At 70.4% G+C, this 25,515-nt stretch carries 19 protein-coding genes and 2 pseudogenes; 5 read left to right on the forward strand and 16 right to left on the reverse strand.

What is annotated here, in order from left to right:
* Positions 1-65: 65 nt before the first annotated feature.
* Positions 66-2,795, forward strand: a pseudogene (locus OG504_RS49670) (BTAD domain-containing putative transcriptional regulator); the annotation flags it as partial.
* Between the two features lie 107 nt (positions 2,796-2,902).
* On the opposite strand, the gene OG504_RS49675 reads toward OG504_RS49670, so the two are convergent.
* From OG504_RS49675 to OG504_RS49705, 7 genes are all read right to left on the reverse strand, one after another.
* Positions 2,903-3,829, reverse strand: a complete 927-nt coding sequence (locus tag OG504_RS49675) for a sugar phosphate isomerase/epimerase family protein (protein ID WP_405995754.1) — start codon at positions 3,827-3,829, stop codon at positions 2,903-2,905.
* Positions 3,826-4,437 (reverse strand): nucleoside deaminase, encoded by a 612-nt coding sequence (locus OG504_RS49680; protein WP_405995755.1) that lies wholly within the window; start codon positions 4,435-4,437, stop codon positions 3,826-3,828. The genes OG504_RS49675 and OG504_RS49680 overlap by 4 nt, the downstream gene beginning before the upstream one ends.
* Positions 4,438-4,468: 31 nt before the next feature.
* Complete coding sequence (locus OG504_RS49685; RefSeq protein ID WP_405995756.1) at positions 4,469-5,995, reverse strand: GMC oxidoreductase; 1,527 nt, start codon at positions 5,993-5,995, stop codon at positions 4,469-4,471.
* Positions 5,996-6,029: 34 nt separating this feature from the next.
* A complete protein-coding gene (locus OG504_RS49690; protein ID WP_405996618.1) occupies positions 6,030-7,160 on the reverse strand; it encodes an ROK family protein in 1,131 nt (376 codons plus the stop codon).
* Between the two features lie 79 nt (positions 7,161-7,239).
* Positions 7,240-8,142 carry a carbohydrate ABC transporter permease gene (locus OG504_RS49695; RefSeq protein WP_405995757.1) on the reverse strand — a complete coding sequence of 301 codons (903 nt, stop codon included), beginning with the start codon at positions 8,140-8,142 and terminating at the stop codon, positions 7,240-7,242.
* Positions 8,139-9,050, reverse strand: coding sequence for a carbohydrate ABC transporter permease (locus tag OG504_RS49700; protein ID WP_405995758.1), 912 nt, complete (start codon positions 9,048-9,050; stop codon positions 8,139-8,141). Before OG504_RS49700 ends, OG504_RS49695 begins: the two co-directional genes overlap by 4 nt.
* A 7-nt stretch (positions 9,051-9,057) precedes the next feature.
* On the reverse strand, positions 9,058-10,362 hold the full coding sequence (locus OG504_RS49705; RefSeq protein WP_405995759.1) for an extracellular solute-binding protein: 1,305 nt from the start codon (positions 10,360-10,362) through the stop codon (positions 9,058-9,060).
* Between the two features lie 449 nt (positions 10,363-10,811).
* Here OG504_RS49705 and OG504_RS49710 point away from each other — a divergent pair, with 449 nt between their 5' ends.
* A complete protein-coding gene (locus OG504_RS49710) occupies positions 10,812-13,187 on the forward strand; it encodes a M4 family metallopeptidase (RefSeq protein WP_405996619.1) in 2,376 nt (791 codons plus the stop codon).
* A gap of 61 nt (positions 13,188-13,248) precedes the next feature.
* On the opposite strand, the gene OG504_RS49715 is transcribed toward OG504_RS49710, so the two are convergent.
* The 9 genes from OG504_RS49715 to OG504_RS49755 all read right to left on the reverse strand — a co-directional run bounded on the left by OG504_RS49715 (position 13,249) and on the right by OG504_RS49755 (position 21,559).
* Positions 13,249-14,436 (reverse strand): glycoside hydrolase family 64 protein, encoded by a 1,188-nt coding sequence (locus OG504_RS49715; protein ID WP_405995760.1) that lies wholly within the window; start codon positions 14,434-14,436, stop codon positions 13,249-13,251.
* 164 nt (positions 14,437-14,600) lie between these two features.
* Entirely contained in the window at positions 14,601-15,356 is a 756-nt protein-coding gene (locus OG504_RS49720; RefSeq protein WP_405995761.1) for a dienelactone hydrolase family protein, read from the reverse strand.
* A 123-nt stretch (positions 15,357-15,479) separates the two neighbouring features.
* Positions 15,480-16,100 carry an L-threonylcarbamoyladenylate synthase gene (locus OG504_RS49725; protein WP_405995762.1) on the reverse strand — a complete coding sequence of 207 codons (621 nt, stop codon included), beginning with the start codon at positions 16,098-16,100 and terminating at the stop codon, positions 15,480-15,482.
* Positions 16,101-16,300: 200 nt separating this feature from the next.
* On the reverse strand, positions 16,301-17,527 hold the full coding sequence (locus OG504_RS49730) for a cytochrome P450 (protein ID WP_405995763.1): 1,227 nt from the start codon (positions 17,525-17,527) through the stop codon (positions 16,301-16,303).
* Positions 17,524-18,750, reverse strand: a complete 1,227-nt coding sequence (locus OG504_RS49735) for a cytochrome P450 (RefSeq protein ID WP_405995764.1) — start codon at positions 18,748-18,750, stop codon at positions 17,524-17,526. The genes OG504_RS49730 and OG504_RS49735 overlap by 4 nt, the downstream gene beginning before the upstream one ends.
* Positions 18,747-19,370, reverse strand: coding sequence for a GTP-binding protein (locus tag OG504_RS49740; protein WP_405995765.1), 624 nt, complete (start codon positions 19,368-19,370; stop codon positions 18,747-18,749). The genes OG504_RS49735 and OG504_RS49740 overlap by 4 nt, the downstream gene beginning before the upstream one ends.
* Positions 19,342-19,704 carry a DUF742 domain-containing protein gene (locus OG504_RS49745; protein WP_405995766.1) on the reverse strand — a complete coding sequence of 121 codons (363 nt, stop codon included), beginning with the start codon at positions 19,702-19,704 and terminating at the stop codon, positions 19,342-19,344. The genes OG504_RS49740 and OG504_RS49745 overlap by 29 nt, the downstream gene beginning before the upstream one ends.
* Positions 19,701-20,123, reverse strand: coding sequence for a roadblock/LC7 domain-containing protein (locus tag OG504_RS49750; RefSeq protein ID WP_405995767.1), 423 nt, complete (start codon positions 20,121-20,123; stop codon positions 19,701-19,703). Before OG504_RS49750 ends, OG504_RS49745 begins: the two co-directional genes overlap by 4 nt.
* Positions 20,120-21,559: a sensor histidine kinase gene (locus OG504_RS49755; protein WP_405995768.1), complete on the reverse strand. Its 1,440-nt coding sequence runs from the start codon at positions 21,557-21,559 to the stop codon at positions 20,120-20,122. Before OG504_RS49755 ends, OG504_RS49750 begins: the two co-directional genes overlap by 4 nt.
* 246 nt (positions 21,560-21,805) lie before the next feature.
* On the opposite strand from OG504_RS49755, the gene OG504_RS49760 reads away from it, so the two are divergent.
* From OG504_RS49760 to OG504_RS49770, 3 genes and pseudogenes are all read left to right on the forward strand, one after another.
* Positions 21,806-22,888, forward strand: a complete 1,083-nt coding sequence (locus tag OG504_RS49760; RefSeq protein WP_405995769.1) for an alpha-hydroxy acid oxidase — start codon at positions 21,806-21,808, stop codon at positions 22,886-22,888.
* A gap of 26 nt (positions 22,889-22,914) precedes the next feature.
* A pseudogene (locus OG504_RS49765) lies at positions 22,915-23,135 on the forward strand (Lrp/AsnC family transcriptional regulator); the annotation flags it as partial.
* Positions 23,136-23,256: 121 nt separating this feature from the next.
* Positions 23,257-25,500 (forward strand): MMPL family transporter, encoded by a 2,244-nt coding sequence (locus OG504_RS49770; protein ID WP_405995770.1) that lies wholly within the window; start codon positions 23,257-23,259, stop codon positions 25,498-25,500.
* Positions 25,501-25,515: the final 15 nt, after the last annotated feature.

Genomic DNA, 25,515 nt, shown 5'->3' on the forward strand with positions numbered 1-25,515 from the left:
CAAGGTGTCGGGCGGGTCAGGGACAAACGCTGGACAATTCTTGAATCGCGGGGGAGGCGGTCGGGATGACGGTGGAATTCGGGGTGCTGGGCAGCGTCGAGGCCCACATCGACGGCCGGCCGGTCGCGTTGGGCCATGCCCGGCAACGGGGTGTGCTTGCGGTGCTCCTGGTCGACGTCGACCGTCCGGTGACGACCGGCCAACTCACCGAACGGGTCTGGGGAGTTCACGCACCCCGACAGGCCCGCACCACCCTGCACAGCTACCTCTCCCGACTGAGACAGGCCCTGGCCGCCACCGGCGAGGCGGTCATCGCGCGGCGGCCCGGCGGCTACGCCCTCACCACCTCCGACGCCGTGACCGTGGACCTGCACTCCTTCCGCCGTACGGCCGCCGAGGCCCGCGCCACCGACGACGACACCCGCGCCGCGGCTCTCCTCGAACAGGCCCTGGGGTTATGGCGAGCGGAGCCCTTCACCGCTCTGGACGCACCCTGGTTCAACGCCCTGCGCGACACGCTGACCCAGGAACGGCTCGCGGCCCAACTCGACCTGGGCGACCTGCGGTTACGGCTGGGGCAGCACGCCGCGCTGCTGCCGGGACTGTCGGCCCGCGCGGAGGCGCACCCCCTGGACGAGCGGCTGGCCGGCCAGTTGATGCTCGCGCTGCACCGCTGCGGCCGTTCCGCCGAAGCGCTGGACCACTTCCATCGGACCCGCGGCCGGTTGGGCGAGGAGTTGGGCATCGAACCCGGCCCGGCGCTGCGGGACATCCAGACCGCCGTCCTGCGCCAGGACACCGCCCTTGCCCCGCCGCCCGGGCCATCGGCGTCGCCGTGTGCGGTCCCCGCCCAACTGCCCCTCGCTGTAGCAGCGTTCACCGGCCGTGACAGTGAACTCGCCCAGCTCGACGCCTTCTTACCCACTACGGCCGACTCCGACCCGGTGCCGCAGGCCGCGGTGGTCATCTCGGCGGTGTCGGGTACCGCCGGGGTCGGCAAGACGGCGCTGGCCGTGCACTGGGCCCACCGGGTGCGGAAATCCTTCCCCGACGGGCAGTTGTACGTGAACCTGCGCGGATTCGACGCCGGTGGCTCCGTGGTGGACCCGACCGAGGCGGTTCGGGGATTCCTGGACGCCTTCGGGGTGCCACCGGCCCGCATCCCGAACGGCCTGGACGCGCAAGTCGGCCTCTACCGAAGTCTGTTGGCAGGTCGTCGGGTGCTGGTGGTACTGGACAACGCCCGTGACGCCGCACAGGTCCGCCCGCTGCTGCCCGGCGCGGCCGGCTGTCTGGCACTGGTCACCAGCCGCAACCGGCTCGCCGGCCTGGCCGCGACCGAGGGCGCGCACCTGCTGGCCGTGGACCTGCTGACCACAGTCAAGGCACGGGAGTTGCTGACCGGCCGCCTCGGTGTCCGCCGGACCGCCGCCGAGCCCACCGCCGTCGACGAGATCGTCACCCGGTGCGCCGGACTGCCTCTGGCGCTGGCGATCGTGGCCGCCCGGGCCGCCGACCGGCCGCACATCCCGCTCGGCACCCTCGCCCACGAACTGCGCGCTGCCGACGGCCGGTTGGACGCCCTGGACGGCGGGGACGGGGACCCGGCCACCCAGGTACGGGCCGTCCTCTCGTGGTCGTACCAGGCGCTGAGCAGGGACGCGGCCCAGCTCTTCCGGCTGCTCGGGCTGCATCCCGGACCGGACACCGCCTTGCCCGCCGTGGCAGCGCTGGCCGGACTGCCGCCCGCCCGGACCCGCGCCCTGCTGACCGAGCTGATCCGCGGCAACCTGCTCACCGAACACATCGCGGGCCGCTACACCTTCCACGACCTGCTGCGCGCCTACGCCACCGAACTGATCGCCACCCACGACAGCGACACCACCCGGCGCTCGGCGACCCACCGGATGCTCGACCACTACCTCCACACCGCCCACGCCGCCGACGCCCTGCTGACCCGCAGACAGGACCCGATCACCCTGGACCCCGCCCAACCGGGAGCCAGGCCCGAGGAGTTGGGTAATCGCCGGGAGGCGCTGGCCTGGTTCACCGCCGAGCACTCCGTCGTCCTGGCCGCCGTGGAGCAGGCCCCCGCCGGTTTCGAGGCCCACACCTGGCAACTCGCCGCTGCGGTCGCCACGCTCCTCAACCGGCAGGGCCGCTGGCCCGCGCTGGCCGCCGCGCACACGACCGCCCTGAAAGCAGCGCGGCGACAGAACGACATGAAGGGACAGGCTCAGGCATACCGCGGACTGGGCCTCGCCCACACCCAGTTGAACCATCCCGAGGACGCCCGCCCCCACTACGCCCTCGCCCTGGACCTGTTCAGGGAACTCGGCGATCACACCGGCCAGGCCCGCATCCACAAACACCTCGGGCGGGTGGCCTCGGACCGTGGTGAGTTCCGGGAGGCGCTCGGTCACGCCCGCGAGGCGCTCGCGCACTACAGGGCCGTGCGCAACCGGCTCGGGCAAGCCGTCGCCCTCGACCATATCGGCCGGTACCAGGTCAGGCTTGGCGACCATGCGCAGACGGCCCTCGACCACAGCCGGCAGGCCCTCGCGCTGGTCGAGGAGATCGGGGACCTCAATGGGCAGGCCTACACCTGGGGCAGCTTCGGCTACATCCACCAGCACCTCGGTGAGTACGCGCAGGCCGTCGAGTGCTACCGGCAGGCCATCGACCTGTTCCACAAGACCGACGACCGCTTCCACGAGGCCACCAGCCTCGCCGACCTGGGCGACACCCACCGTGCCGCGGCCGAATCCGACGCCGCCCGCGACGCCTGGATCGAGGCCCTGACCATCATCGACGAGATCAGCCTCCTCGGCACGGCACCCCTGCGCGCCAAGATCCTGCACAGCCTCGACGCGCTCCCATCGCTACCGCACCGGGTGACAGATCACGGCAGTACCGACGACGCCACCGCCCTCCCCGCCAGCAACGCGGCGACGGGATCGGCCGCCTCGTCCAGTTCGATGAGCACGGTGTCGGCGCCGGGCGTACGGGACATCACGTCGGCCCAGCCCTTCCAGTCGACGATGCCCGAGCCCAACTCGGCCATGTAGGGCTGCTGTTGGGCGAAGACGGTCTCGTCGATGGTGAGTTCCACGTCGATGGGCCTGACCGCGTCCTTCCAGTGCGCCAGCGCGACGCGCTGCGCGTGACGGCGGGCCACGGCCACCGGATCGCCTCCGCCGAGCGCGATATGGCAGGAGTCGGGGCACAGCCAGACGTAGCGCGGATCGGTGAAGGCCATGAACAGGTCGATGTCGCGCTCGTACCAGAGCGTGCTGTTGGACTCCGTGTGGACGGCGAGCCGCACGCCCTGCCGAGAGACGGCCTCGCCCACCGCGTGCGCTATGTCGGCCATGCGGGTCATGTACGGGGCGTCGACGAAGAGGGGCGGGCGCGTCCCGAACGTGGTGCGCATGGGGAGGCCCGTGACGAGGAGTTCGGCCCCCACGTCGACGAGGAAGGCCGCGCGTCGTTCAGCGTCCGCGACGATCGCGGGCAGGTTGTCCGGGTCCAGCCAGTCGGGGCTGTCCTCCCCGGCGACGAACGCGCTCACGACGGCCAGGCCGCGGGACACCAGCTCGCGGCGGAAGGCCTGCGCACTGCCGAAGGCTCGTAGTGCCGACTCGATGTCGCCCGGCGCGAAGGTGAGTTCGATGCCCGTGACGCCGGCCTCGTCCAGCGCGTCCATGATCCGCTCCCAGAAGTGTTCGGGGTGCACCAACGCCCACGCCCGTACGGCGTCAGCGGAGGGCAGATCCCAGAAGTGCGGGTGGTAGAAGGTGACGACGTCGGTCGCGAAACGCGGGGTCACTCGGCACCTCCGCGCGCGTTGTAGACGACGACACCGTCCGCTTCGTCGACGGCCTTGCGGTAGTTCCGGAACACGGTCAGCGCCTCGTCCCGGAGAACGTCTCCTACGACCTCGATGCCCCGCGCCTCGAACTGCTCGGCCCAGTCCGCGCCGAGCGGGCCCTCGTCGAACGTGGTGATCTCCTCCAGCTCCGGTCCCTCGCCCGCGACCACCAGGCCGCGCACCCCGGACCACAGGGTGGCGCCGTAACACTGCACGCAGGGGCGCCAGTTGACGACGAGTTCGTGCGTCGGGAGTCCGGTGGCGCCCAAGTCCCAGCCGCCCGTGGCCACTTGGGCCAGGCCGAGCGCCATGACCTCCGCGTGCGCGCTGGAGACTCCGGAGGCGAGCACGACGTTCACGCCGACCGAGACGATCCGGCCGGTGTCGCGCTCGGCGACGAGGGCCGCGAACGGACCGCCGTTGCCCTCCCGCCAGTTGCGGTCCGCGAGCCGGTGCACCAGGCGCATCCGCTCCTCGCGGCCGGGGACGACGACGGGCACGTCGGCCAACTCGTCGTCGATCCACGCCGGCAGCGCCACGCGGTATTCCTTCACGATGTCGATCACGTTCGGGTTTCCTTCACGTTCGGGCTTCCGCTCAGCGCGCGGCGAGCGGCGCGGTGCGGGTGGTCACGGCACGGGCGGCCCGTACGGCCGTCACCGCGCCGGTCAGCGTCACATTGGCGGCCATCGGTGTGGGGATCACACCGGTGCCGGCGACGTACAGGTTGTCGAAGCCCCACACCCGGCCGTCCGGGTCGCACACGCTGGTCCCGTCGTCGACGGTGCCCGAGCGGACGGTGCCGGTCAGGTGCAGGGACGAGCCGGGCGGGAGCAGGGCGAGTTCGGTCGCGGGGTCGAAGGGGCCGAACTCCTCGGCCAGGGAGCGGACTTCGGCGAGTCCCCGGTCGATCAGAGCACGGTCGATATCCGTGTAGGCGAACTCGACGCCGATACGCGGCAGTCCGGCGAGGTCGGTCTCCAACTCGGAGAAGACGAGCCGGTGTTCGGGGCGCGATTCGACCGGGACGAGCAGCGACAGGCCTATGGCGTGTGCGAGGGGGCGGCCGTGCTCGTCGACGTACGTCCGGTTCATGATCTGGCCGTGGAACGGCTGGGCCGACCCGTTCTGCGGCAGCCACAGCGAGTCCGTGCTGAACTCCCCGGTGCGCGGGAGCGGCAGGTCGTTGATGTCGATCCCGAACCGGTCGAGATCCAGGAGGACCTGGGCGGTGATGAAGGCGTGCTCGTTCAGGTAGCGGCCCAGTGCCTCGGGGCGGATGCCCGAGGCGAAGAGCAGTTGGGGGGTGCGCAGCGCGTCGGCGCACACGATCACGGTGTCCGCGTGGAGTTCGGACTCCGTGCCGTCGGCGACGCGGCGTACTCGGGCGCCGGTGGCACGGCCGTCCGAGACGAGCAACCGGGTCGCAAGGGTCCCCGTCAGCAGCGTGAACGTCGGGTCGTTGCCTGTCGCGATCGGCGGGAAGATCGTCCCCGGCGCGGTGCGTGGCATGGGTCCCGAGTCCGTCGCCGTGACGGCCATGGGCATCGGCTGCGGGCGTCGGTCGGCGGGTGCGGTGGCGTCGTAGCGACGGCGCAGGACGTCGAGGACGGTCCGGCCGACCTCGGTCGGGCCGATGGGGGAGGGGGAGACGGCAAGCAGACGGCGCGCGGTGTCCAGGTCCGCCGCCCAGCGGGCCGGGTCGCCGAAGTCGAAGACCTCCGGACCGGCAGGCCACGGGGTCGCGGCGGTCCAGTGCACGCCCATGCCGCCCGCGTTCCACGCCAGCGCCGTCGCGGGCATCGCCTCGGCGTCCTCGCCGAAGGCCAGCGCGTGGAACATGCCGGGCGCGAGGCCGGCCAGGTCGTCCGCGACCTCGCGCACGACCTCGGCGCCGGTGTACATGCCCTGGATGCCGGACTCGACCCGCTCGTTGTACCGCGACCAGACGGCGGGATCGGCCACGTCGTGCAGATGCAGCCCCGGTGCCTCGCCGATCGCGCTGCCGCCGTCGACCATCGTGATGGCCAGCCCCGGATCGCTCTCCCGCAGCAGCCGGGCCACCACGGAACCCATGATGCCGCTGCCCACGATGAGGACGTCGGTGTGCGGGGTGTCGGTCACAGGAAGACTCCAAAGTCGTTTGCTGTGGGGGGAGTTAGGAGCTGGGGACCAGGGGGCCGAACAGCTCGGTGTCCATGCGGTCGAGTGCCAGCTTCACGGCGCCGATCAGTGCGGCGTCGCGGCCCAGGCCGGTGGCGCGCAGTTCGATCGCGGGGGTACGGGCGACGCGCATCGCCTCGCGCACCCGGGGGAGCAGCACATCGGCCGCGTCCTGCAGACCGCCGCCGAGCACGATGAGCGAGGGCGCGACCGTCCACGACAGGGTGGTGAGGATGGAGGTGATGTTCTCGACGAACTCGTCGACCTCGGCGAGTGCTTGGGCGTCGCCGACCCGGGCGGCTTCGAAGCGGGCCAGCGCCACCGTGCGTTGCTCCGCCTCCGGCGAACTCAGCCAGGCCACGGGGCGGTCGGCGATCGCGCCGGTCGGGATCGACCGCGCCTCGACGATCTCGCCCGCCGCGCCGTCCAGGCCCCGGTGCACGGCCCCTCGGATCAGGATGCCGAGGCCGGTGCGGTTGCCGAGGATCGCCCACACCACGTTGTCGTGGTCACCGGCCACACCGCGCCAACGCTCCGCCAGCGCACCGAGGTTGGAGTCGTTGTCCGCGAACCACGGCACCCCGATCCGCCGCCCGAGCTCCTTCGGCAGATGCACACCTTCCCAGCGCGTGGTGTGGACGAGTCGTCGTACGACTCCCTCGTCGTCGATGGCGCCACCGGCCGCGACCGCACCGGCGCGCAGCCGTTCCGGTGATCCGCCCGCGTCGTCGAGCGCCTCCCGGACCAGGGTCGCCGCGTCGTCGAGCGTGACATGAGGGTCCTGGTAGGCCCGCAGCGGACGGTGCGCTCGGCCGACGATACGGCCGCGGACATCGGCGATCACGGCGGAGGCGTCAGCGGTGTTGATGTAGACGGCCGCCAACAGGGCGTGTTCCGCGCGCAGTTCGTACCGTCGGGCCGGTCGCCCGGCGCTGCCGCTGGTCGGTATCCGCTCCAGCTCGGCCACCCAGCCCGCTTCGACGAGCGAGTCCAGGATCAGCTCGATCGTACGGCGGGACAGACCGGCCCCCTCGGCGAGCGCGGTCAGTGTCGTGGGCCCCGCGGACACCGCGAGCGCGCGCAGGACGACCGAGGTGTTGACGCGCCGCACGGCGCTCTGGTTCATTCCCGACATCAACACCCCTCCACCTCCTCGGACTTGCCCCGTGGGACGGGCGCGAACCCACAGGTCCCGGTCACCTGCGTCACCGCATCCCCGATCCGGCGATCCCCTGCACGAAGTACCGCTGCAGGAACAGGAAGAGCACGAGGACCGGCAGCATCACGACGATCGCGCCGGCCAGGACCAGACCGTAGTCCGTGACGTGCTGAGCCGCCTGGCTGGTGGCGGCGAGGCCGACCGGGAGGGTGTAACTCGCCGTGCTCTGCGCGACGATGAGCGGCCAGATGAAGTTGTTCCACGAGTTCAGGAACGACATGATCGTGATCGTCGCGACCGCAGGACCGGCCAGCGGAAGGAAGATCCGGAAGAAGATCCGGAACTCGCCCGCGCCGTCGATGCGCGCCGCCTCCAGCAACTCGTCGGGCACCGACTGCGCGTACTGCCGCATGATGAACACCGACAGCGGCAGCGCCACACCGGGCAGCGCGATGCCGGTGAGGGTGTCGGCGAGACCCATGTCGACGGTGATCACGAACTGGGTGACGAACACCGTCGTGAACGGCACCATCATCGCCGCCATCACCGCCCCGAACGCGAGCCGCTTGCCCGCGAACTCCAGCTTGGCCAGGGCGTATCCGGCCGCCGAGGCCGCCACGATGTTGCCGATCACCACCATGAGGGCGACCAGGACACTGTTCGTCAGGAACCGCCCGAAGCCCTCGGTCCGGAACAGCCGGACGAAGTTCTCGAGCGTGACGTGCTGCGGCAGCCACGCGCCCGGGTCGGAGCGGATCTCGTCGAGACCGCGCAGCGAACCGCTGACCACCCAGAAGAAGGGCAGCAACGTGAGCAGCGCGCACAGCACCAACGCGCCGTACAGCAGGGGGCGGCCAACGGACCGTGTGGGTACGGCGATCCGGTCCTCGGCGCCGGTGGCGATCAGGTCGGCGTCGGCGTCGGTCAAGGACGCGGCTACGGCGGTCATGTGCGGGGCCTCAGCAGTCGGAACTGGACGACACTCACCAGCAGCACGAGCAGCAGCATCACGAAGGACGCGGCCGAGGACGTCCCCAGCTGACCGGACCCGAACTGGTGGTAGGTGTACAGCGATACGGACTCGGTGGACCCCAACGGGCCGCCGTCCGTGAGGAGATAGGGCTCGTCGAAGACCTGGAGGTAGAAGACGGTCAGCAGGACCGACACCATGAGGGTGGTCGGGAGCAGCAGCGGCAGGGTGATGTGCCTCAACTGCCGCCAGCGGCCTGCCCCGTCGAGCGCGGCGGCCTCGTACACGTCCTCCGGTACGGCCTGGAGCCCGGCGAGGAACAGGACCATCGCGGTGCCGAAGTTCCGCCACACGCCGAGCAGGATCACCACGGGCATCGCGAGGTGCGGGTCGTCCAGCCAGTTCGGCCCGGCGAGACCGACGTAGCCCAGCGCCTTGTTGACGGTACCGCCCGCGTTGAAGGCGTACTGCCAGATCAGGGCGACCGCGACGACGTTGGTGACGACCGGTGCGAAGAAGACCGTACGGAACACTCCGCGCAGTCGCCGGATCCCGGAGTTCAGCGCGACGGCCAGCGCGAAGCCGATCGCCATGGTGAGCGGCACACCGACGGCCACGAAGACGCCGGTGTTGAGGATGTCCCGCAGGAAGGTCGGGTCCTGGAACAGGCGCAGGTAGTTGTCCAGGCCGGTGAAGTCGACCGCGAGCGGGTGGCGCAGGTCCGAACCGCGCAGGTCGGTCAGACTGAAGCCGAGCGCGGCCACCGTGGGGATCGCGGTGTAGAGCAGGAACACGACGGCGAACGGCGCGAGGAACAGCCAAGCCACCGCCGTGCGACGGGAGTTGCGTGCCCGGCGCCGCGCTCCCGGGACGAGCGTGGTGGTCATCCGCGGCTCACTCCGCGCCCGTGCCGAGGCTCTTGGCGTACGCCTGGATGCTCGCGGCGGCCTTCTCCGCGGTCTGCGTGCCCTTCGCGACGGTCTCCATCTCCTTGCCCAGCCGGGTGGCGACCTGCTGCCAAGTGCCCACCTGGGGAAAGGCCTTGGTGTTCTTCAGCTGGGTGAGGAAGGCGTCGAGGAGCGGCTGCTTCTTGACGGCCGGAGCGTCCCAGGCCGAGATCACCGCGGGCAGCGAGCCGTACGCCGAGTACTGCGCGACCTGCGTGCTCGGCTTCGAGACGTACCGGACGAACTTCCATGACGCGTCCGTGTTCCCGCTGTCCGCGAGAACGCCCCAAGTCCCCCCGGCGGAGAAGGAGATGCTGCCCGAGGCACCGGCCGGCAGGGGAGCCGTGGCGACATGGGCCGCCGTCCAGCCGGTCTTCTTCGCGGCGGTGTCGAGCTGCCCGAGCACCCATGGACCGGTGATCATCGTGGCGGTCCTGCCGGACACGAAGTACGGCTGCGCGTCGAGGAAGGTGGGCGTCGCGGTGTCGGCCGAACCCGAGGTGAAGAACGACGCGTTGTACTTCAGGGCGTCGACCATCTCCGGTGTGTCGAGGGTCCAACTCCCGCTGGACGAGAGGAGATTGCCGCCCGCCTGCCAGGCGTACATCGCGACGTCCTGGCCGTTGAAGATGTCCCAGCCGTTGTCCGCCCCGAGCCCGTGCACGGCTCCGGCGCCCTTCAACGCCTTGAAGAACGGCACCATTTCGGCCCACGTCTTGGGTGCCTCGACACCCGCCTTCTTGGCGAGATCCGCGCGGTAGACGAGGGCGTACGTGTACGCGTACCAAGGCACCGTGTAGGCCACGTCCTTGACCAGACCCGCGTCCCACAGGCTCGTGAAGAAGGCGCCGGAGTCGACGAGTCCGTCCGGCACCGGCCGGAGGATCGAGGGGTCGAGGAACTGCGCCTGCGACTCGGGGAAGAACTGGGCCACATCGGGGCCCTTGCCCGCCGCGATCGCCGCCTGGAGCTTCGTGTAGTACTCGGAGTTCGGTATCAGCGTGAACTTCACGGTGACGTCGGGGTTCGCGGCCTTGAAGGGCTTGATCACCTTGTCGAGGACATCGGCGTCGCCCTGGGCGGCCCAGACGTTGACGGTGCCGGTGGCCGGCTTGTCGTCGATCGACTTGGCCGTGGCCTTCGCGGAGGCGGTCGTGGTGTCGCCGCGCCCACAGCCCGTGAGGGCGAGGGCGCCGAGCAGAGCGGTGCCGGCGGACAGTCTGAGGACACCGCGGCGGGAGGGGTCGGACACTCGGGGGCTCCTGTCTCATGGGGCGCTGAGGACAGTGAAGGGAATTCCGGAGCCCCGCCGTATTCGGGTTCCGGGATTTTCGGGGAAAGCAGCGTTATCGGTCCGACGGCCGTAATGCGGCTGATGGGACCTCTGTGGCTGACTGCGACGTTAGGGAGGGTCTGTTTCGTCGGCGTGGCTCGGCCGTCACGAATAATTTCGGAACTTGTAGCGAAATCCCTGACAGAGGGAAAACCCTTGAGTGCCCCTGACCTGCGTGACATGGACGGGTCAATGCTGCCATTCTCCACGCACCACCCCCACGGATCCTCCACGGATCGGTCAAGGTTCGGTCGGTCCCGCACAGCTCAGCTCTTCCCGGACAGCAGACCCGGCTGTCCGGTCTGTCACCGGCCGCGTTCGCGGTCGTCGCAGTAGGAGTAAGAGTGAGACGCATCCCCCGCAAGCGGATGGCGGTAGGAGCCCTGGTCTCCACCGCCGCCTTCCTGGCCGTCGGCATCCAGTCGGTGCCGGCGACCGCGAAGCCCGCCTCCCCCCACCCGAGTCCGCTGCTCACCGGCAGCCTGGAGGCGAAGCTCACCCCGGCCCAGCGCACCGCCCTGGTGAAGAGCGCCACCGCGAACAGCACGACGACCGCCCGCACCCTCGGCCTCGGCGCCAAGGAGAAGCTGGTCGTCAAGGACGTCGTCAAGGACAACGACGGCACCGTCCACACCCGCTACGAGCGCACCTACGCCGGTCTCCCCGTCCTCGGCGGCGACCTTGTGGTGCACACACCGCCCGCCACCGAGGCGACCGGCACCGTAAGTGCCACCTTCAACAACAAGCACACCCTCACGGTCCCCTCGACCACCGCGTCCGTTGCCAAGGCTGCCGCCGAGACCAAGGCCCTGACGACCGCGAAGGCCCTCGACGCCAAGGCGCCGAGCACCGACAGTGCCCGCAAGGTCATCTGGGCCGGCACCGGCACTCCCAAGCTCGCCTGGGAGACGGTCGTCGGCGGGTTCCAGGACGACGGCACCCCGAGCCAACTGCACGTCATCACCGACGCCACCACCGGCAAGGAGCTCTCCCGCTTCGAGGGCATCCAGACCGGGACCGGCAACACCCAGTACAGCGGCACGGTCACCCTCAACACCACGCTGTCCGGCTCGACTTACCAGCTCTACGACACCACGCGCGGCGGCCACAAGACGTACAGCCTGAACAACGGCACGTCGGGCACCGGCACGTTGATGACCGACGCGGACGACGTCTGGGGGACGGGCGCCGGCTCCAACACCCAGACCGCGGGCGCGGACGCGGCCTACGGCGCGCAGATGACCTGGGACTTCTACAAGAACACGTTCGGCCGCAGCGGCATCAAGAACGACGGCGTCGCCGCGTACTCGCGCGTCCACTACAGCACGGCGTACGTCAACGCCTTCTGGGACGACAGCTGCTTCTGCATGACGTACGGCGACGGCACCAGCAGCACGCACGCGCTGACCTCGCTGGACGTGGCCGGGCACGAGATGAGCCACGGCGTCACCTCCAACACCGCCGGGCTCAACTACACCGGTGAATCAGGCGGGTTGAACGAGGCGACCTCCGACATCTTCGGCACCGGCGTCGAGTTCTATGCCAACAACAGCAGCGACGTCGGTGACTACCTCATCGGCGAGAAGATCGACATCAACGGCGACGGCACGCCGCTGCGTTACATGGACAAGCCGAGCAAGGACGGCGGCTCCGCGGACAGTTGGTACTCCGGCGTCGGCAACCTCGACGTCCACTACTCCTCGGGCCCGGCGAACCACATGTTCTACCTGCTCTCCGAGGGCAGCGGCACCAAGGTCATCAACGGCACGACCTACACCAGCACCACCTCCGACGGTGTCGCCGTCGCGGGCATCGGCCGGGCCGCGGCCCTGCAGATCTGGTACAAGGCGCTGACGACGTACATGACGTCCAGCACCAACTACGCCTCCGCCCGTACCGCCGCGCTCAGCGCCGCCGGGGCCCTGTACGGCACAACGTCCGCGCAGTACGCGGGAGTCGGCAACGCCTTCGCCGGCATCAACGTCGGCAGCCACATCACCGTGCCGACCAGCGGTGTCACGGTGACCAACCCGGGCAGCCAGTCCTCGACCGTCGGTACGGCGGTGAGCCTGCAGGTCTCGGCCAGCTCCACCAACAGCGGCTCGCTGACGTACGCCGCGACCGGACTGCCGACCGGCCTGTCGATCAGCAGCACCACGGGCGCCATCACCGGCACCCCGACGACCGCGGGCACCTACAGCTCCACCGTGACCGTCACCGACAGCACGGGAGCGACGGGCACCGCGTCCTTCACCTGGACCGTGAGTTCCAGCGGAGGGGGAGGCACCTGCACCTCGACCCAGCTGCTGGGCAACGCGGGCTTCGAGTCGGGTGCGACCACCTGGACCGCCACCAGCGGCGTCATCACCAATGACACCGACCAGGCGGCCCACGCCGGTTCGTACAAGGCCTGGCTCGACGGCTACGGCTCGACCCACACCGACACGCTGACCCAGTCGGTGACGATCCCGAGCGGCTGCACGGGCACGACGTTCACCTTCTACATCCACATCGACACGGCAGAGACCACCACCAGCACCGCTTACGACAAGCTGACGGTCACCGCCGGATCGACCACTCTGGCCACGTACTCCAACCTCAACGCGGCCAGCGGGTACGTCGCGAAGTCCTTCAGCCTGTCGGCCTTCGCGGGTACCACGGTCGCCCTGAAGTTCAGCGGAGTCGAGGACTCCTCGCTCCAGACCAGCTTCGTCATCGACGACACCGCCGTCACGACCAGCTGATCCACCCGTGAGTCCGGCACCCCGCACGCGCCCCCAGGCGTGCGGGGTGTTCCGGTTTCTCTCAGCTCAGCGGGTCCAGCGTCAGGTAGGCCTGCTGCGGGTTCCCGTCGTTGACGAGGGACTCCTGGGCGCCGACGTCGTCGAACGCGAACGCGTACGCCTTGCCGTCGGCCATCTGCGCGTGGATCTTGCGCGCGTACTGGTTGGTCACCGTGTCCACGTAGAAGTTCGCCGTGGTGGTGTCCGGCTGGTTGGGGTTGACCAGGAGTGTGGACCGGTTGAAGCCCGCGCACAGCGTGCGTGAAATCGGCCCGCGCACAAGGTCGTTGGGGGCGTCGAGGTACTTGTAGCAGCCGAAGATGCTGGCCGCGTCCGGCTTCTGGAACGTCGTGACGACCGCCCCGGAGCTGTTGGTGAAGTTCATGACGTTGCCCGACACCCGGCCGTAGTACTTCGTGTTCGGCTGGTCGGCGAACGGCGTCACGGTCAGCGTCGACGACGAGTACTTCGACCAGACACGGTTGATGTAGTCGTCCATCACGGTGCTCGGTAGAGCGCCCGTCTCGATCCCGTACGTCGGTGAGAGCGCTCGCAGAACCGTGCCGTCGGACCGGGTCTGGATCAGGTTGGCCCAGCCGCCCGGCTGCCCGCGCAGCGCGTTGAAGAACCCGGTGTAACCGCCCGACTTGAGATGCCCGGTGGAAGCCGTGCTCCCGTCGGACCGCTGCACCCCGACCGCGTACGGCGCGGAGAACATGTCCACCTGGGTGCTGTTGATCCACAGTCCGGAGTCGTTGAGCGTGTACTCGGACCAGTTGAAGAGGATGTTGCGGTTCGGGTCGGTCGGGTTCTGCACGGCCGGCTGGACCAGACCGCCGGTGGTCAGTTTGAACACCAGCTTCTGGCCGTACGAGAAGTAGAGGCGGCCCGAGAACTTGGGGATCCGGATGGTCGTGGACTGCCCCGACGCCGGACCCGCGATCGACGCGTCCGGCGCCGGAGTGGGCGGGTTGCCCCCGGCCGGCCACGCGTGGAAGGTGCCGTTGGCGTCGGCCCAACCCTGTTGGCCGGTGGTCAGGTTGGTGCCCAGGTCGTAGATGTAGACCGCGTCACCGCGGCCCGAGTTGTTGGTGATCTTCAGCGGGATCGTGGCGGGCACCGCGGCGTCCGCCGTCAACGGTGTGGCCAGCGCGATCATCGTGGCCACCGCGGTCGCGGCACCCAGCCGTCGCATGAGTCTGGCGAGCACTACTCACCTCCGTGTGGGGGGTGTACGAAAATTGGTCCGTACCTGCGTGAGAGCGCTCTCAGAGTCGCGCCGAGGCGCGGGCATGTCAATGAGTTGAACGAAAGGTGCCCACGGCAACTCGCGCCGTGGGCACCTGGATTGATTCAGTGAAAGCGGTCCGTCGATCAGAACGTGCGGTCCAGCAGGTCGAGCAGCGCGACCCAGTGACGCTCGTCGGCCTCCGCGTTGTACGACGAGGTGTCTGCCTGCGTGTAGCCGTGCTGCGCACCCGGGTAGACCTCGCAGCGGTGCCGGACACCGGCCGCAGTGAGCGCGTCCTCGAACCGCTTGATCTGGTCCTCGGGCAGCGAGGAGTCCTGGTCGGCGTGGCCGAAGTACAGCTCGGCGGTGATGTGTTCGGCGGCCAGGTGCGGGCTCGTCGGGTCGTCCGTGGCCAGCCGTCCGCCGTGGAAACCGGCCGCTGCCGCGACCCGGTCCGGGTAGGCGCCGGCGGTGTACAGCGCCAGCCGGGCGCCCATGCAGTACCCGGTGATCGCGACCGGCCCGTCCGCGACGAACGGTGACTCGGCCAGCCAGCGCAGATACGCGCCGGCGTCCCGCTCGACCAGGTCGGGCGTCAGCCCCATGAGCAGCGGGCCGAGCTTCTCGAAGATCTCCGGGCGCTCGTGCGGGTCGATGAACTCGGGCAGCTCCACCACCGGCGCGCGCCCCTGCCGGTAGAACACGTTCGGCACCAGGACCGTGTAGCCGGCCTCGGCCAGCCGGTCGGCCATCGACTTCAGGTGCGGACGCAGCCCGAAGGCGTCCTGGTAGAGCAGCACGGCCGGACGGGGAGTCTCGTCACCGGGATGCACCAGATAGGCGTCCGCGATGCCGTCCTCGGTGGGGATGTCCACGGCTGTGCCCTGTACGGCGGTCATGGTGGGGGTGCCTCCCTGCGGATGGGCGCCGGGCCGACAGCCGGCCCGGAGCGGCGTGTTCCGATCATCGTGGCACGCTCGCCTACGGCCCCTCCGCCGGGGTCACCCGAAGAGGAACCGGGGTCACTCGAAGCGGGAGACGTCGCCCGCGCCCTTGCGGACGATCTCGGCCTCGCCGTTCGAGAAGTCGATGACGGTCGTCGGCTCCGTGCCGCAGTCCCCGGAGTCGACCACCGCGTCCACCACGTGGTCGAGCCGGTCCTTGATCTCCCAGCCCTGGGTCATCGGCTCCTCCTCGTCGGGCAGGAGCAGGGTGCTGGACAGCAGCGGCTCGCCCAGCTCTGCCAGCAGGGCCTGGGTGACGACGTGGTCGGGGATGCGCACGCCCACGGTCTTCTTCTTCGTGTTCAGCAGCTGGCGCGGCACCTCCTTCGTCGCCGGGAGGATGAACGTGTAACTCCCGGGCGTGGAGGCCTTGATGGCGCGGAACACGTCGTTGTCGATGTGCACGAACTGGCCCAGCTGGGCGAAGTTCTGGCACATCAGCGTGAAGTGGTGCCGGTCGTTCAGATGCCTGATCGTCTTGATCCGCTCCATGCCCTCACGGTTGCCCAGCTGGCAGCCCAGCGCGTAGCAGGAGTCGGTCGGGTACGCGATCAGCGCACCCGAGCGGACGCTGTCCGCGACCTGGGAGATGGTGCGGGGCTGCGGATTGTCCGGATGCACGTCGAAGTACTTGGCCACCTGTCGAGCTTATGCCGTGGGCGCGCGGGTCGCCGCGCGGGCCCATTGCGGGCGGACAGCCCGACCGGTGTGTACCCCGGCGAATCAGGGGAAGCCGACGAGAGCGCTCGGGTCTCTCCCCCGAACCCGGGCAGGACCGGCTCCGCCCGCGGCCCACCCCCCTGTGGCCGCGGCGGGGCGGTTCCGCCCTTGTGCGTGGCTCAGCCGCGCAGCCGTACCGGCACTTCCTGCCAGCCGAAGGCGATGAAGGACGGCACCTGGCGCAGCTCGTCCGCGTCGACGGCGAGCCGGGCGGCCGGGAAGCGGTCGAAGAACGCGGGCAGCGCGGTCAGGGCCTCCACCCGGGCGAGCGGCGCCCCGATGCAGCGGTGCACGCCGATGCCGAAGGACAGGTGGTCGTCGGCACCGCGGGCCGCGTCGAAGACGTCCGCGTCCGGGCCGTAGTGCGCGGGGTCGAGCCCCGCCGCGGCGAACGTCGTGATGATGGCGTCCCCGGCCGGGACGGTGACCTCGCCGACGGTGAGGTCGGTGACCGCGAACCGCAGCGGGAGTGAGGCGATCGACGGGTGGACGCGCAGGGTCTCGTCGACGACCGCGTCCCAGCCGATCCTCCCGGCGCGTACGTCCGCCAACTGCTCGGGGCGGCGGAGCAGGGCGACGATCGCGTTGCCTATGAGGTTGACCGTCGTCTCGAAGCCCGCGCCGATCACCAGCAGCAGTGTGTACAGCAGTTCCTCGTCGCTGAGCCGGTCGCCGTCCTGGTCGCGGACCCGGATCAGTTCGGTGGTGAGGTCGTCGCCGGGGTGCTCACTGCGGTGGGCGATCAGTGCGGGCAGGACCGTGCCGATCTGCTGCTGGACGAACGCCGCGTGCTCCGGGGACGGGTCCGAGGTGTCCATGATGGCCGCGATCAGCCGACCGGTGTCGTCCACCAACTCGTCGGGCACACCGAACAGTTCGCAGATGATCCGCATCGGCAGCGGGTGCGCGAACGCTGCCTTGATGTCGACCACCTCGGCGTTGTCCGCCGCCATCGCGTCGAGCAGTTCTACGGTGATCGTCTCGACCCGGGCGCGCATCGCCTCGGTACGCCGGTGGGTGAAGCTGGGCGCGACGAGTTTGCGCAGGCGGGTGTGGTCGGTGCCATAGGTGGAGAGCATGTTGATGACGCCGATCCAGCCCAACACCCAGCCCCAGGACGGGTGTTCGCCCATCTCCGACCAGAGGTTCCAGTGCAGCCGGGGGTCCTTGCTGACCTGCGGGTCGAGGATAAGTTCCTTCAGGGTGTCGTAGCCGGTGGGCGCCCAGGCGGGGATGCCTCCGGGGAGTTCGACGGGCACGATCGGGCCGAGGGCACGCAACTTGGCGCTCTCGGCGGCCATGTCGGCGCCGAACGGGTCGAGGGCGATGCGGTCGGACACGGTCACGACAGGTCTCCTGGCTGGTCGGGGGAGCGGGGGCTGAACCGCACGGGCAGCGACGTGAGCGAGCGATGGAAGGGACCGGGGCGCCAGGTCAACTCCTCGCGCGGTACGACGGGTTCGAGGTCCGGCAGCCACAGGGTGAGCCGTTCGATCGCCTCCGTCGCGATGAGCAGCGTGTGCTGTCCGACCGGGCAGGTGTGCGGGCCCGCCGACCACGACAGGTGCGAGGCGTCCTTGGGATGCCGGCCGGTGACGACCTCCTGCTCGGCGAAGTGCGCGAGCGCGCCGTACGAGACCACGACCGGGATCGCGGGACGGATCCGCGCGCCGTGGAACGTCACGGGTGAACGGGCGTAGTGGATCCCGTAGTTGGCCAGCGGGGTCTCGTGGTGCAGGACCTCCACCACGGCGTCCATGACCGGTCGGGCGCCGCTGGTCAGGGTGGAGTAGTAGACCGAGGTGCCGAGGATGCGGGACAGGGCGTTGGACACCAGGTTCGCGGTCGGCTCGTGCCCGGCGCCGAGGGTGAGGAAAACCTGCCAGGTGACCTCCTCCGGGGTGAGTCCGGCCGGATGGTCGAGGAGCCAGCTCGGGAGGTCGTCGCCGCGCGACTCGGCCTTGGCGGCAATGAGTTCGAGCACGTAGCCGCCGAACTCGGCTTCGCCCTCGGCCGCTTGGGGGCCGCCCTCCATCATCTTGCCCAGTGCCCGGTCCAGCCGCTCGCTCTGGCTGTCGGGCAGCCCGAACAGGCTGTTGAAGACCAGCGCCATCAGCGGCCGGGCGAAATCGCCCACCAGATCGGCCTGTCCGCGCGGCCCGATCCGGCTCACCAGCACATGCACCGCCCGGTGCACCCGCGCCCGCAGGTCGTGCGGCTCGATCCGCTCGAAGGCGTCGATCAGTGCGCCACGGTAGCGGACGTGCGCCGCGCCGTCCGCGAACAGGGAGTTGGGCCGCCAGCGCATCATCCCGAGGACCGGCGAGTCCTCGGCGACCGTCGTCTCCCACGGCCGGGGATCGTGCGAGAACGTGTCGGTGTCGCGCAGCAGCTCCAGCGCGGCCCGCCGCTCGGTGACGACGAACGCCGGTACGCCCGGGGCGAGTTCGGCCCGGCCGACCGGACCCTGGGCGCGCAGGGCGGCGTAGTAGCCGTAGGGATCCAGCGCGAAGCCGTCCTCCCACAGCCGGATGGGACGGGCGGGGCCGACGGGGGAAGTAGTGGTCACCGGTGCTCCGGAGGGTCGCGGTCGATCAGATGCTGGACCAGGGCGAGCAGCGCGTCGAGGGACGAGTCCGCGTCCCGGGCGTCACAGGTCACCAGCGGTGTGCCGGGCGCCAAGTCCAGGGCGGCGCGCAGCTGTTGCTCGGTGTGGTGCCGGGGCACGTCCGGGAAGGTGTTGAGGGCGACGGCGTACGGCAGGCCGCTCTCCTCCACCAGGCCGAGCACGTCGAACGAGGCGTCGACGCGACGGCTGTCGACCAGGACGAGCGCCCCGAGCGCGCCGTAAGCGATGTCCTCCCACAGTGCCCGGAACCGCTCCTGCCCGGGGGTGCCGAACAGGTACAGCACGATCCCGCCCGGCAGGCTGATCCGGCCGAAGTCGATCGCGACGGTCGTCGTCGACTTCTCCCGCACCCCGTCGAGATCGTCGACGTGGACGGACGCCTCGCTGAGCCGTTCCTCGGTGTGCAGCGGCCGGATCTCCGACACGGAGTCGATGAGGGTCGTCTTGCCCACCCCGAAGGGTCCCGCGATCAGGATCTTGACCAACTCCCGGGCTGTGTCCGGCAGATGGAGGCCGTCGGTCGGGCTGCCGCTAGTGGTGCTTGAGGGCGCGTAGGCCATCTGCGACTCTCTTCAGCAGGTCGGGGTCGAAGCGTTCGGCGGGCGGGATCGGGGCACGTGCGAGCACCAGGCTCCGGTCGAGAAGACCGGCGGCCAGGACCCGCACCGCGGACACGGGAAGCTCCAGCAGGGCCGCCGCCTCCAGCACCGTCAGCGAACCTCCGTACAGGGCGTCCAGCAGGGCGAGTTGAGCCGCGGGCAGGTCGGCCGGGACGGGCTCGCCGCTGCCGCTGAGCACCGTCAGCCGTTCCAGATGAGGGCGGCTGGGCCGGGCCACACCGCCGGTCGACAGATACGCGGGAACGAGAGGACGGCCGCCGCGGCGGCCCGTCATGCCGGTGCGCCGCCGTCAACTCCCCGCGGAGCGGCGGCCATCGCCTTCTCAGCCAGCCGCGCCACCTGCGAGTGCACCCGGTGCGCCAGCAGATCCAGCCGCACCTCGGTGTCGCCGTAGGCCGCCACACAAGTCCCGTGATCCGTCGGGACGATGAGCACATAGCCGTGGTCCGACTCGATGACCACCTGCCGTATCTCGGCCCGTTCCCGGTCGGCGAACGCCGCCGCGGCGGTACGGCACGCCCCCTGCACCGTGCTGGTGATCGCGGCGACCCGCTCGCCCGAGGCCTGGGACAGTGCGTCGGTGTACCCCCGCACCAGCCCGTCCCGGGTCAACAGCACCGCCGCCACCACATGCGGCACCTCCAGGATCGGATCGAGCACCCATGCCGTGTCGCCCCCATCGCGGCTGATCATCTAGCCGCTCCCCCTTCGTAGTCGGTCTGATGTGTCTCGTGCGCTGTCACTGCTTCGGGTGCCGCGGCCCGCTCCGCCGCGGCGGTCCCGGCGTCGTCCATCGCGGCGCGCGCGGCGGCGGTACCGGACTGGAGGGCGCCGAGCGCGGCGGCGGCCTGCTCCGGACGGCGCTCGGGTTGGCGTGCCTCGGGCGCGACCGGTACTGCCGGTGCGGCGGCCGGGGTCCGGCGACGACGCCGGGGCAGGCCGCCCGCATCGGGTACGGCGTGATGCCCGGACGCATCGGCTACGGCACGTTCGTCGCGCTCGGAGCCGTAGGAGTGGGCCGGTGCGGGGGCGGGCGTGCGGGTGGGTGCGGGGGCCCGGCGGGTCGAGCGCGGGGCGCCGGCCGCGGGCGGCCGCCGCTCGGGGTCGATACGGCTGAGGAGATGGCTGTCGATGCGCAGGACCGCGCGGACGCCGCCGTACGGGGAGGGCGAGGACACGTCGACGCTCAGGTCGAACTGCCGGGTCAGACGGCCGATCGCGGCGAACCCCATGCGCGGCGGGTCGCCCAGGTCGGTGAGCAGGATCGGGTCGGAACCGGCCACCATCCGCCGGGCGCGGTCGCGTTCGTCCTCGGTCATCCCGACCCCCGCGTCGTCGACCGTGACGCAGACGCCGTGGTGCACGTGCTCCAGGTTGACCAAGACGTCGGTGTCCGGGGAGGAGTGCCGCAGCGCGTTGTCGAGGAGCTCGGCGACGATGATCGCGACGGGTTCGACGGCATGCGAGACGAGCGCGGTACCGACTTCGAGATGGTTGTGGACCCGCACCCGGTGGTACCCGGCGAGCCGGGCCTGGCCACCGGTGACCGCCTCGACGAGGTGCGACTCCTCACGCGCGAGCCCGACCCAGGCACCACACACGACGGCCGTGACCTGCGCACGGCGCAGCGACTGCTCGTTCTCGTGGTCCAGCATGAACAGGGTCTGCGCCAACTCGGGGTCGTCGTACCGCTGTTGGAGCGAGCGCAGGGCGTCCTGCAAGCGGTACAGCGCGGCCTGGATCTCGCGGGTTGCCCCGCGCATCCCGGCCTGTGCTGCGGCGTCGATGCGGGTGCGCTGTGCGGCGAGTTCCGAACGCGCCGAGCTGAGCGCGCTTTCGAGGGCGATCCCGAGGGGCGAGCCGATGAACTGCGGCTGCCCGGGCCCCGGAACGGCGACCCGCGGATGCGTGAGATGCCGGGCGGCGGCCGGAATCCGCTGGAGTGCCAGATGCTCGACCTCGGCCGCCAACGCCGCCTGAACACTGTCGAGTCGGTCCCGCAGCTCGGTTATCTCGGCGCGCTGCAGGGCGCGTTGACGCCGAGACCGCATCAGCCCGGCACCGAGCGCCAGCGCGGACAGCGTGCCGGCGGCGAGAGCACCGGCCACCAGGTCCGGTAATTCGGTCATCGAATCGAGTCCAAGCGAAGTCGGGCAGGGCTGAGTTGGGGACCTTGAGCCTTGGTCCGGGCCCCTCAGGCGGGGCGCCCGGAGCACAGTACACACCGTCATCGACCGCTCTCGCACGGTGTAACAGGACTTCCCTTCGAAACTGACCGGCCTCTGTTCGCTTCTGTGGCAAGTGTCTGAAATGGCCTGTGGGAAAAGAGAGTTGAGTCGCTAAGGTCGATGCATCACGCACGAAGGGGGAGCGGTGTGACGGGCGTGGCGCGCTGGCTGGACGGCATCGAGGAGCAGGCGGCCGGTGTCCTTCCGCCGGAGATCCACGCCTACTTCCGCAGAGGTGCAGGCCAGGGCCTCAGCGTTGCCGAAGCCGCCCCCGCCTGGGACGGATTGCGCCTCCGACCGCACATCCTGCGGGACGTGTCCCGGTGCGACACCTCAACGACCGTACTGGGCACGGCAGTCGACACACCGGTCCTCATCGCCCCGAGCACCCTGCAACGCCGCGCCCATCCCGACGGCGAGGCGGCCACCGCGCTCGGTGCGGCCGGTGCCGGGTCGCTGCTGGTGGTGACCTCGAACACCGCGATCCCGTTCTCGGCCCTGGAGCCCTCGGGCGCGCCGTGGTGGGTGCAGGTGTACGTGGCCCGCGACCGGTCCCTGACCGAGGAGACGCTCCGGCGAGCCGTGGCGGCCGGCGCCCGGGCCGTCGTACTGACCGCAGACACACCCGTCATCGGCTCGCACGGCAAACCCGGCGCGCACGTCGCCGACTTCGTGGGCCCGGAGGACCTTTACGGCAACGTCACCGGCACGCCCGACCGGGCGGCCGCCGAACACGCTCCCGACCTCACGCCGGACGTCATCGGCCGGCTGCGCGACCTGACCGGGCTGCCGGTCGTCGTCAAGGGTGTCCTGCGCGGCGACGACGCCCGCGCCTTCGTGGACGCGGGCGCCGCAGGGCTGATCGTCTCCAACCACGGCGGCCGCCAGCTCGACGGGCTGGTGCCGACCGCCTGGGCGTTGCCGGAGGTGGTCGACGCCGTCGCCGGGACGGGCGCCGAGGTGTACGTGGACGGTGGACTGCGCCGAGGCGCCCATGTCTTCGCCGCGCTCGCCCTCGGGGCCCGGGCGGTGTTCGTCGGCCGTCCCGCCCTGTGGGCGCTGTCCCTGGCCGGTGCGGAGGGTGTGACCCGGCTGGTCGGGGAGCTGACGGCGGAACTGGTCGAGACGATGCGCCTGACGGGCGTGGCTGAACTCCCGGGGATCGGGCGGGACTTGCTGCACTTCCCGGCGGACGTCAGCCGTTCGGTTCGCCCACCGTACGGTCGCTGATCTTCCCGGCGCGCGACTGCTCGTCCGTGAGCAGGGGGGGTGGACGACCGTGCGAGCTGCAGACCGACGGCCGTATCGCCTACGCCGGCCTCGGACTGAAGGTGGGTCTGTCCCCGTCGGCCGCCCGGCAGCGGCTCCAACGCCTGTTGGATTCAAGGCAGTTCAGGTCATCGGCGTGACCGACCCGATGACGATGGGCGGCCAGGTCATGGCGATGCTCGGCACCGAGGTGGACGGCGACACACGCACCGGTTCCTGGTGGGACGCGGGCCGGCCTCCGTTTGAGGGCGGGCCCGAGATGCCGGAGTGATCCAACGGGCGTCTAATGGGGATGTCGGAAATGTCACCCGGCGGAAAAGGCCGAGGCCATGGCGCCCACGGAATCCAGCGCAGGGGACGGCCGGACGGCTGCCAAGGGGGCGCTGCGGCGGCTGGGGGAGTGGTGCGCACGGCACTTCGTGATCGTCATCGTCGCCTGGCTGGTCGCGCTGGCCGCGCTCCAGGTCGTCAACAGGTCCTTCGGGGGCGACTATTCGGACGACTTCTCGCTGTCCGGCGTCCAGTCCCAGCACGGGTTGCAGGTCCTCAAGGAACACGACCCGGCGGCCGGTGGCTACAGCAGCCAGATCGTCCTGCACGACAAGGACAAGCAGCTCACCTCCCTGAACTCGCAGATGTCCGAGACCGTCGGCGACCTGCAGAAACTCCCGCACGTCCTGTCGGTGCAGAACCCACTGCCCCAGCCCGGGACGCAGACACCGACGTCCACCGGCCCGAACGTCGGCCCCCTCTCCTCCGACGCGAAGACCGCGTACATCACCATCCGCTTCGACGTCCAGCCGTCCACCCTCGGCGACGGCTACCTGCACGGCGTCGACGCCTCCGTGAAGCCGCTGCGCGCGGCCGGCGCCGAGGTCGAGTACGGCGGACCGCTCGGCGAACTCGCCCGGCCCGCCGCCGACGACCGGATCAGCGAACTCATCGGGTTCGCCGTGGCCATCGTCGTCCTGCTGATCGGCTTCGGCAGCGTGGTCGCCGCCGCGATGCCCCTGGTGACCGCGCTGATCAGCGTGATCGGCGGACTCGCGTGCCTGGGACTGCTGGCGGCGGCGTTCACCTTCGCGACGGTGTCCCCGACCCTCGCGACGATGATCGGCATCGGGGTCGGCATCGACTACGCCCTGTTCCTGATCACCCGTCACCGGCAGAACCTCATGAACGGCTCCGATCCCGTGCGCGCCGCCGGGCAGGCCACGGCGACCAGCGGCCGGGCGGTGCTCGTCTCGGGCTGCACCGTGATCATCGCGCTCGCCGGCCTGTTCGTGTCCGGCGTGCCCTTCATCGGCAAACTCGGGCTCGCGGCCGCCGTGACGGTCGTGTCGGCGGTCATCGGCGCGCTCACCCTCGTACCCGCCCTGCTCGGACTCCTCGGCAAGCGGATCGACCGCTACCGGGTGCGCCGCCCGGTCGCCGAGACCGACGCCGCGCCGGGCGCCGAACCGACGGGCACCTGGCACCGGTACGCGCAGCGCGTGGAACACCGGCCGTGGACGTTCCTCGCGGCAGGCGTAGCGGCCGTGGTCGTCCTCGCGATCCCGGTGTTCTCGCTCCAGCTCGGCCACATCGGCGACGGCGCCGACCCCACCTCGTTCACCGACCGCCGCGCCTTCGACCTGATGACCGATGCCTTCGGCCCCGGCTCCAACGGCCCGCTCACCATCGTGATCGACCAGACGGGCGTCCCGACCTCCCAGCGCTCGGACCTCTCCAGCCAGGCCCAGAAGACCCTCGACGGGGTGCAGGGCGCGGCCAAGGTCTCCCCGCTGACGACCACCAAGGACGGCGACGTCCTCGTCGGCACCGTCTACTCCAAGCAGTCCCCGCAGAGCGCCGACACCACCGACCTCACCAACCGGCTCGTCCACCACACGCTCCCGGACGCAGTCTCCGGCACCACGGCCAAGGGCTACGTCACCGGTACCACCGCGGCCCAGGTCGACTTCCGCGACATCGTGTCGAGCCGGCTGCCCCTGATCATCGGCGTGGTGGTCGCCCTGGCCTTCCTGATCATCCTCGCCGTCTTCCGCGGCCTCCTCGTCGCCCTCAAGGCCGCCGTCCTCAACGTGCTGTCCATCGCCGCCTCCTACGGCGTCGTCGTCGCCGTCTTCCAGTGGGGCTGGGGCGGGCCCGCGCTGGGCGTCTCCGGCAAGGTCCCCATCGAGAGCTACGTCCCGATGATGATGTTCGCGATCATCTTCGGCCTGAGCATGGACTACGAGATCTTCCTGCTCTCCCGCGTCCACGAGGCCTGGCTGCGCACGGGCGACGCCGAGGCGTCCGTCGCCCACGCCCTGGAGATCACCGCGCGCGTCATCACCTGCGCCGCCCTGATCATGGTCAGCGTCTTCGCGGCCTTCGTCGTCAGCGACAACATCGTGGTCAAGATGCTCGGCCTCGGCCTGGCGGTCAGTGTGCTGATCGACGCGACCGTCGTACGGCTGCTCATGGTCCCGGCGGTGATGACCCTGCTCGGGCGGCACGCCTGGTGGACACCCCGCTTCCTGGACCGGATCCTGCCGCACATCGACGCCGAGGGCGACCACGAGCGGTAGCCGTGAGCCTCAACT

This window comes from Streptomyces sp. NBC_00986, assembly GCF_045162565.1.
Classification (GTDB): Bacteria; Actinomycetota; Actinomycetes; order Streptomycetales; family Streptomycetaceae; genus Streptomyces.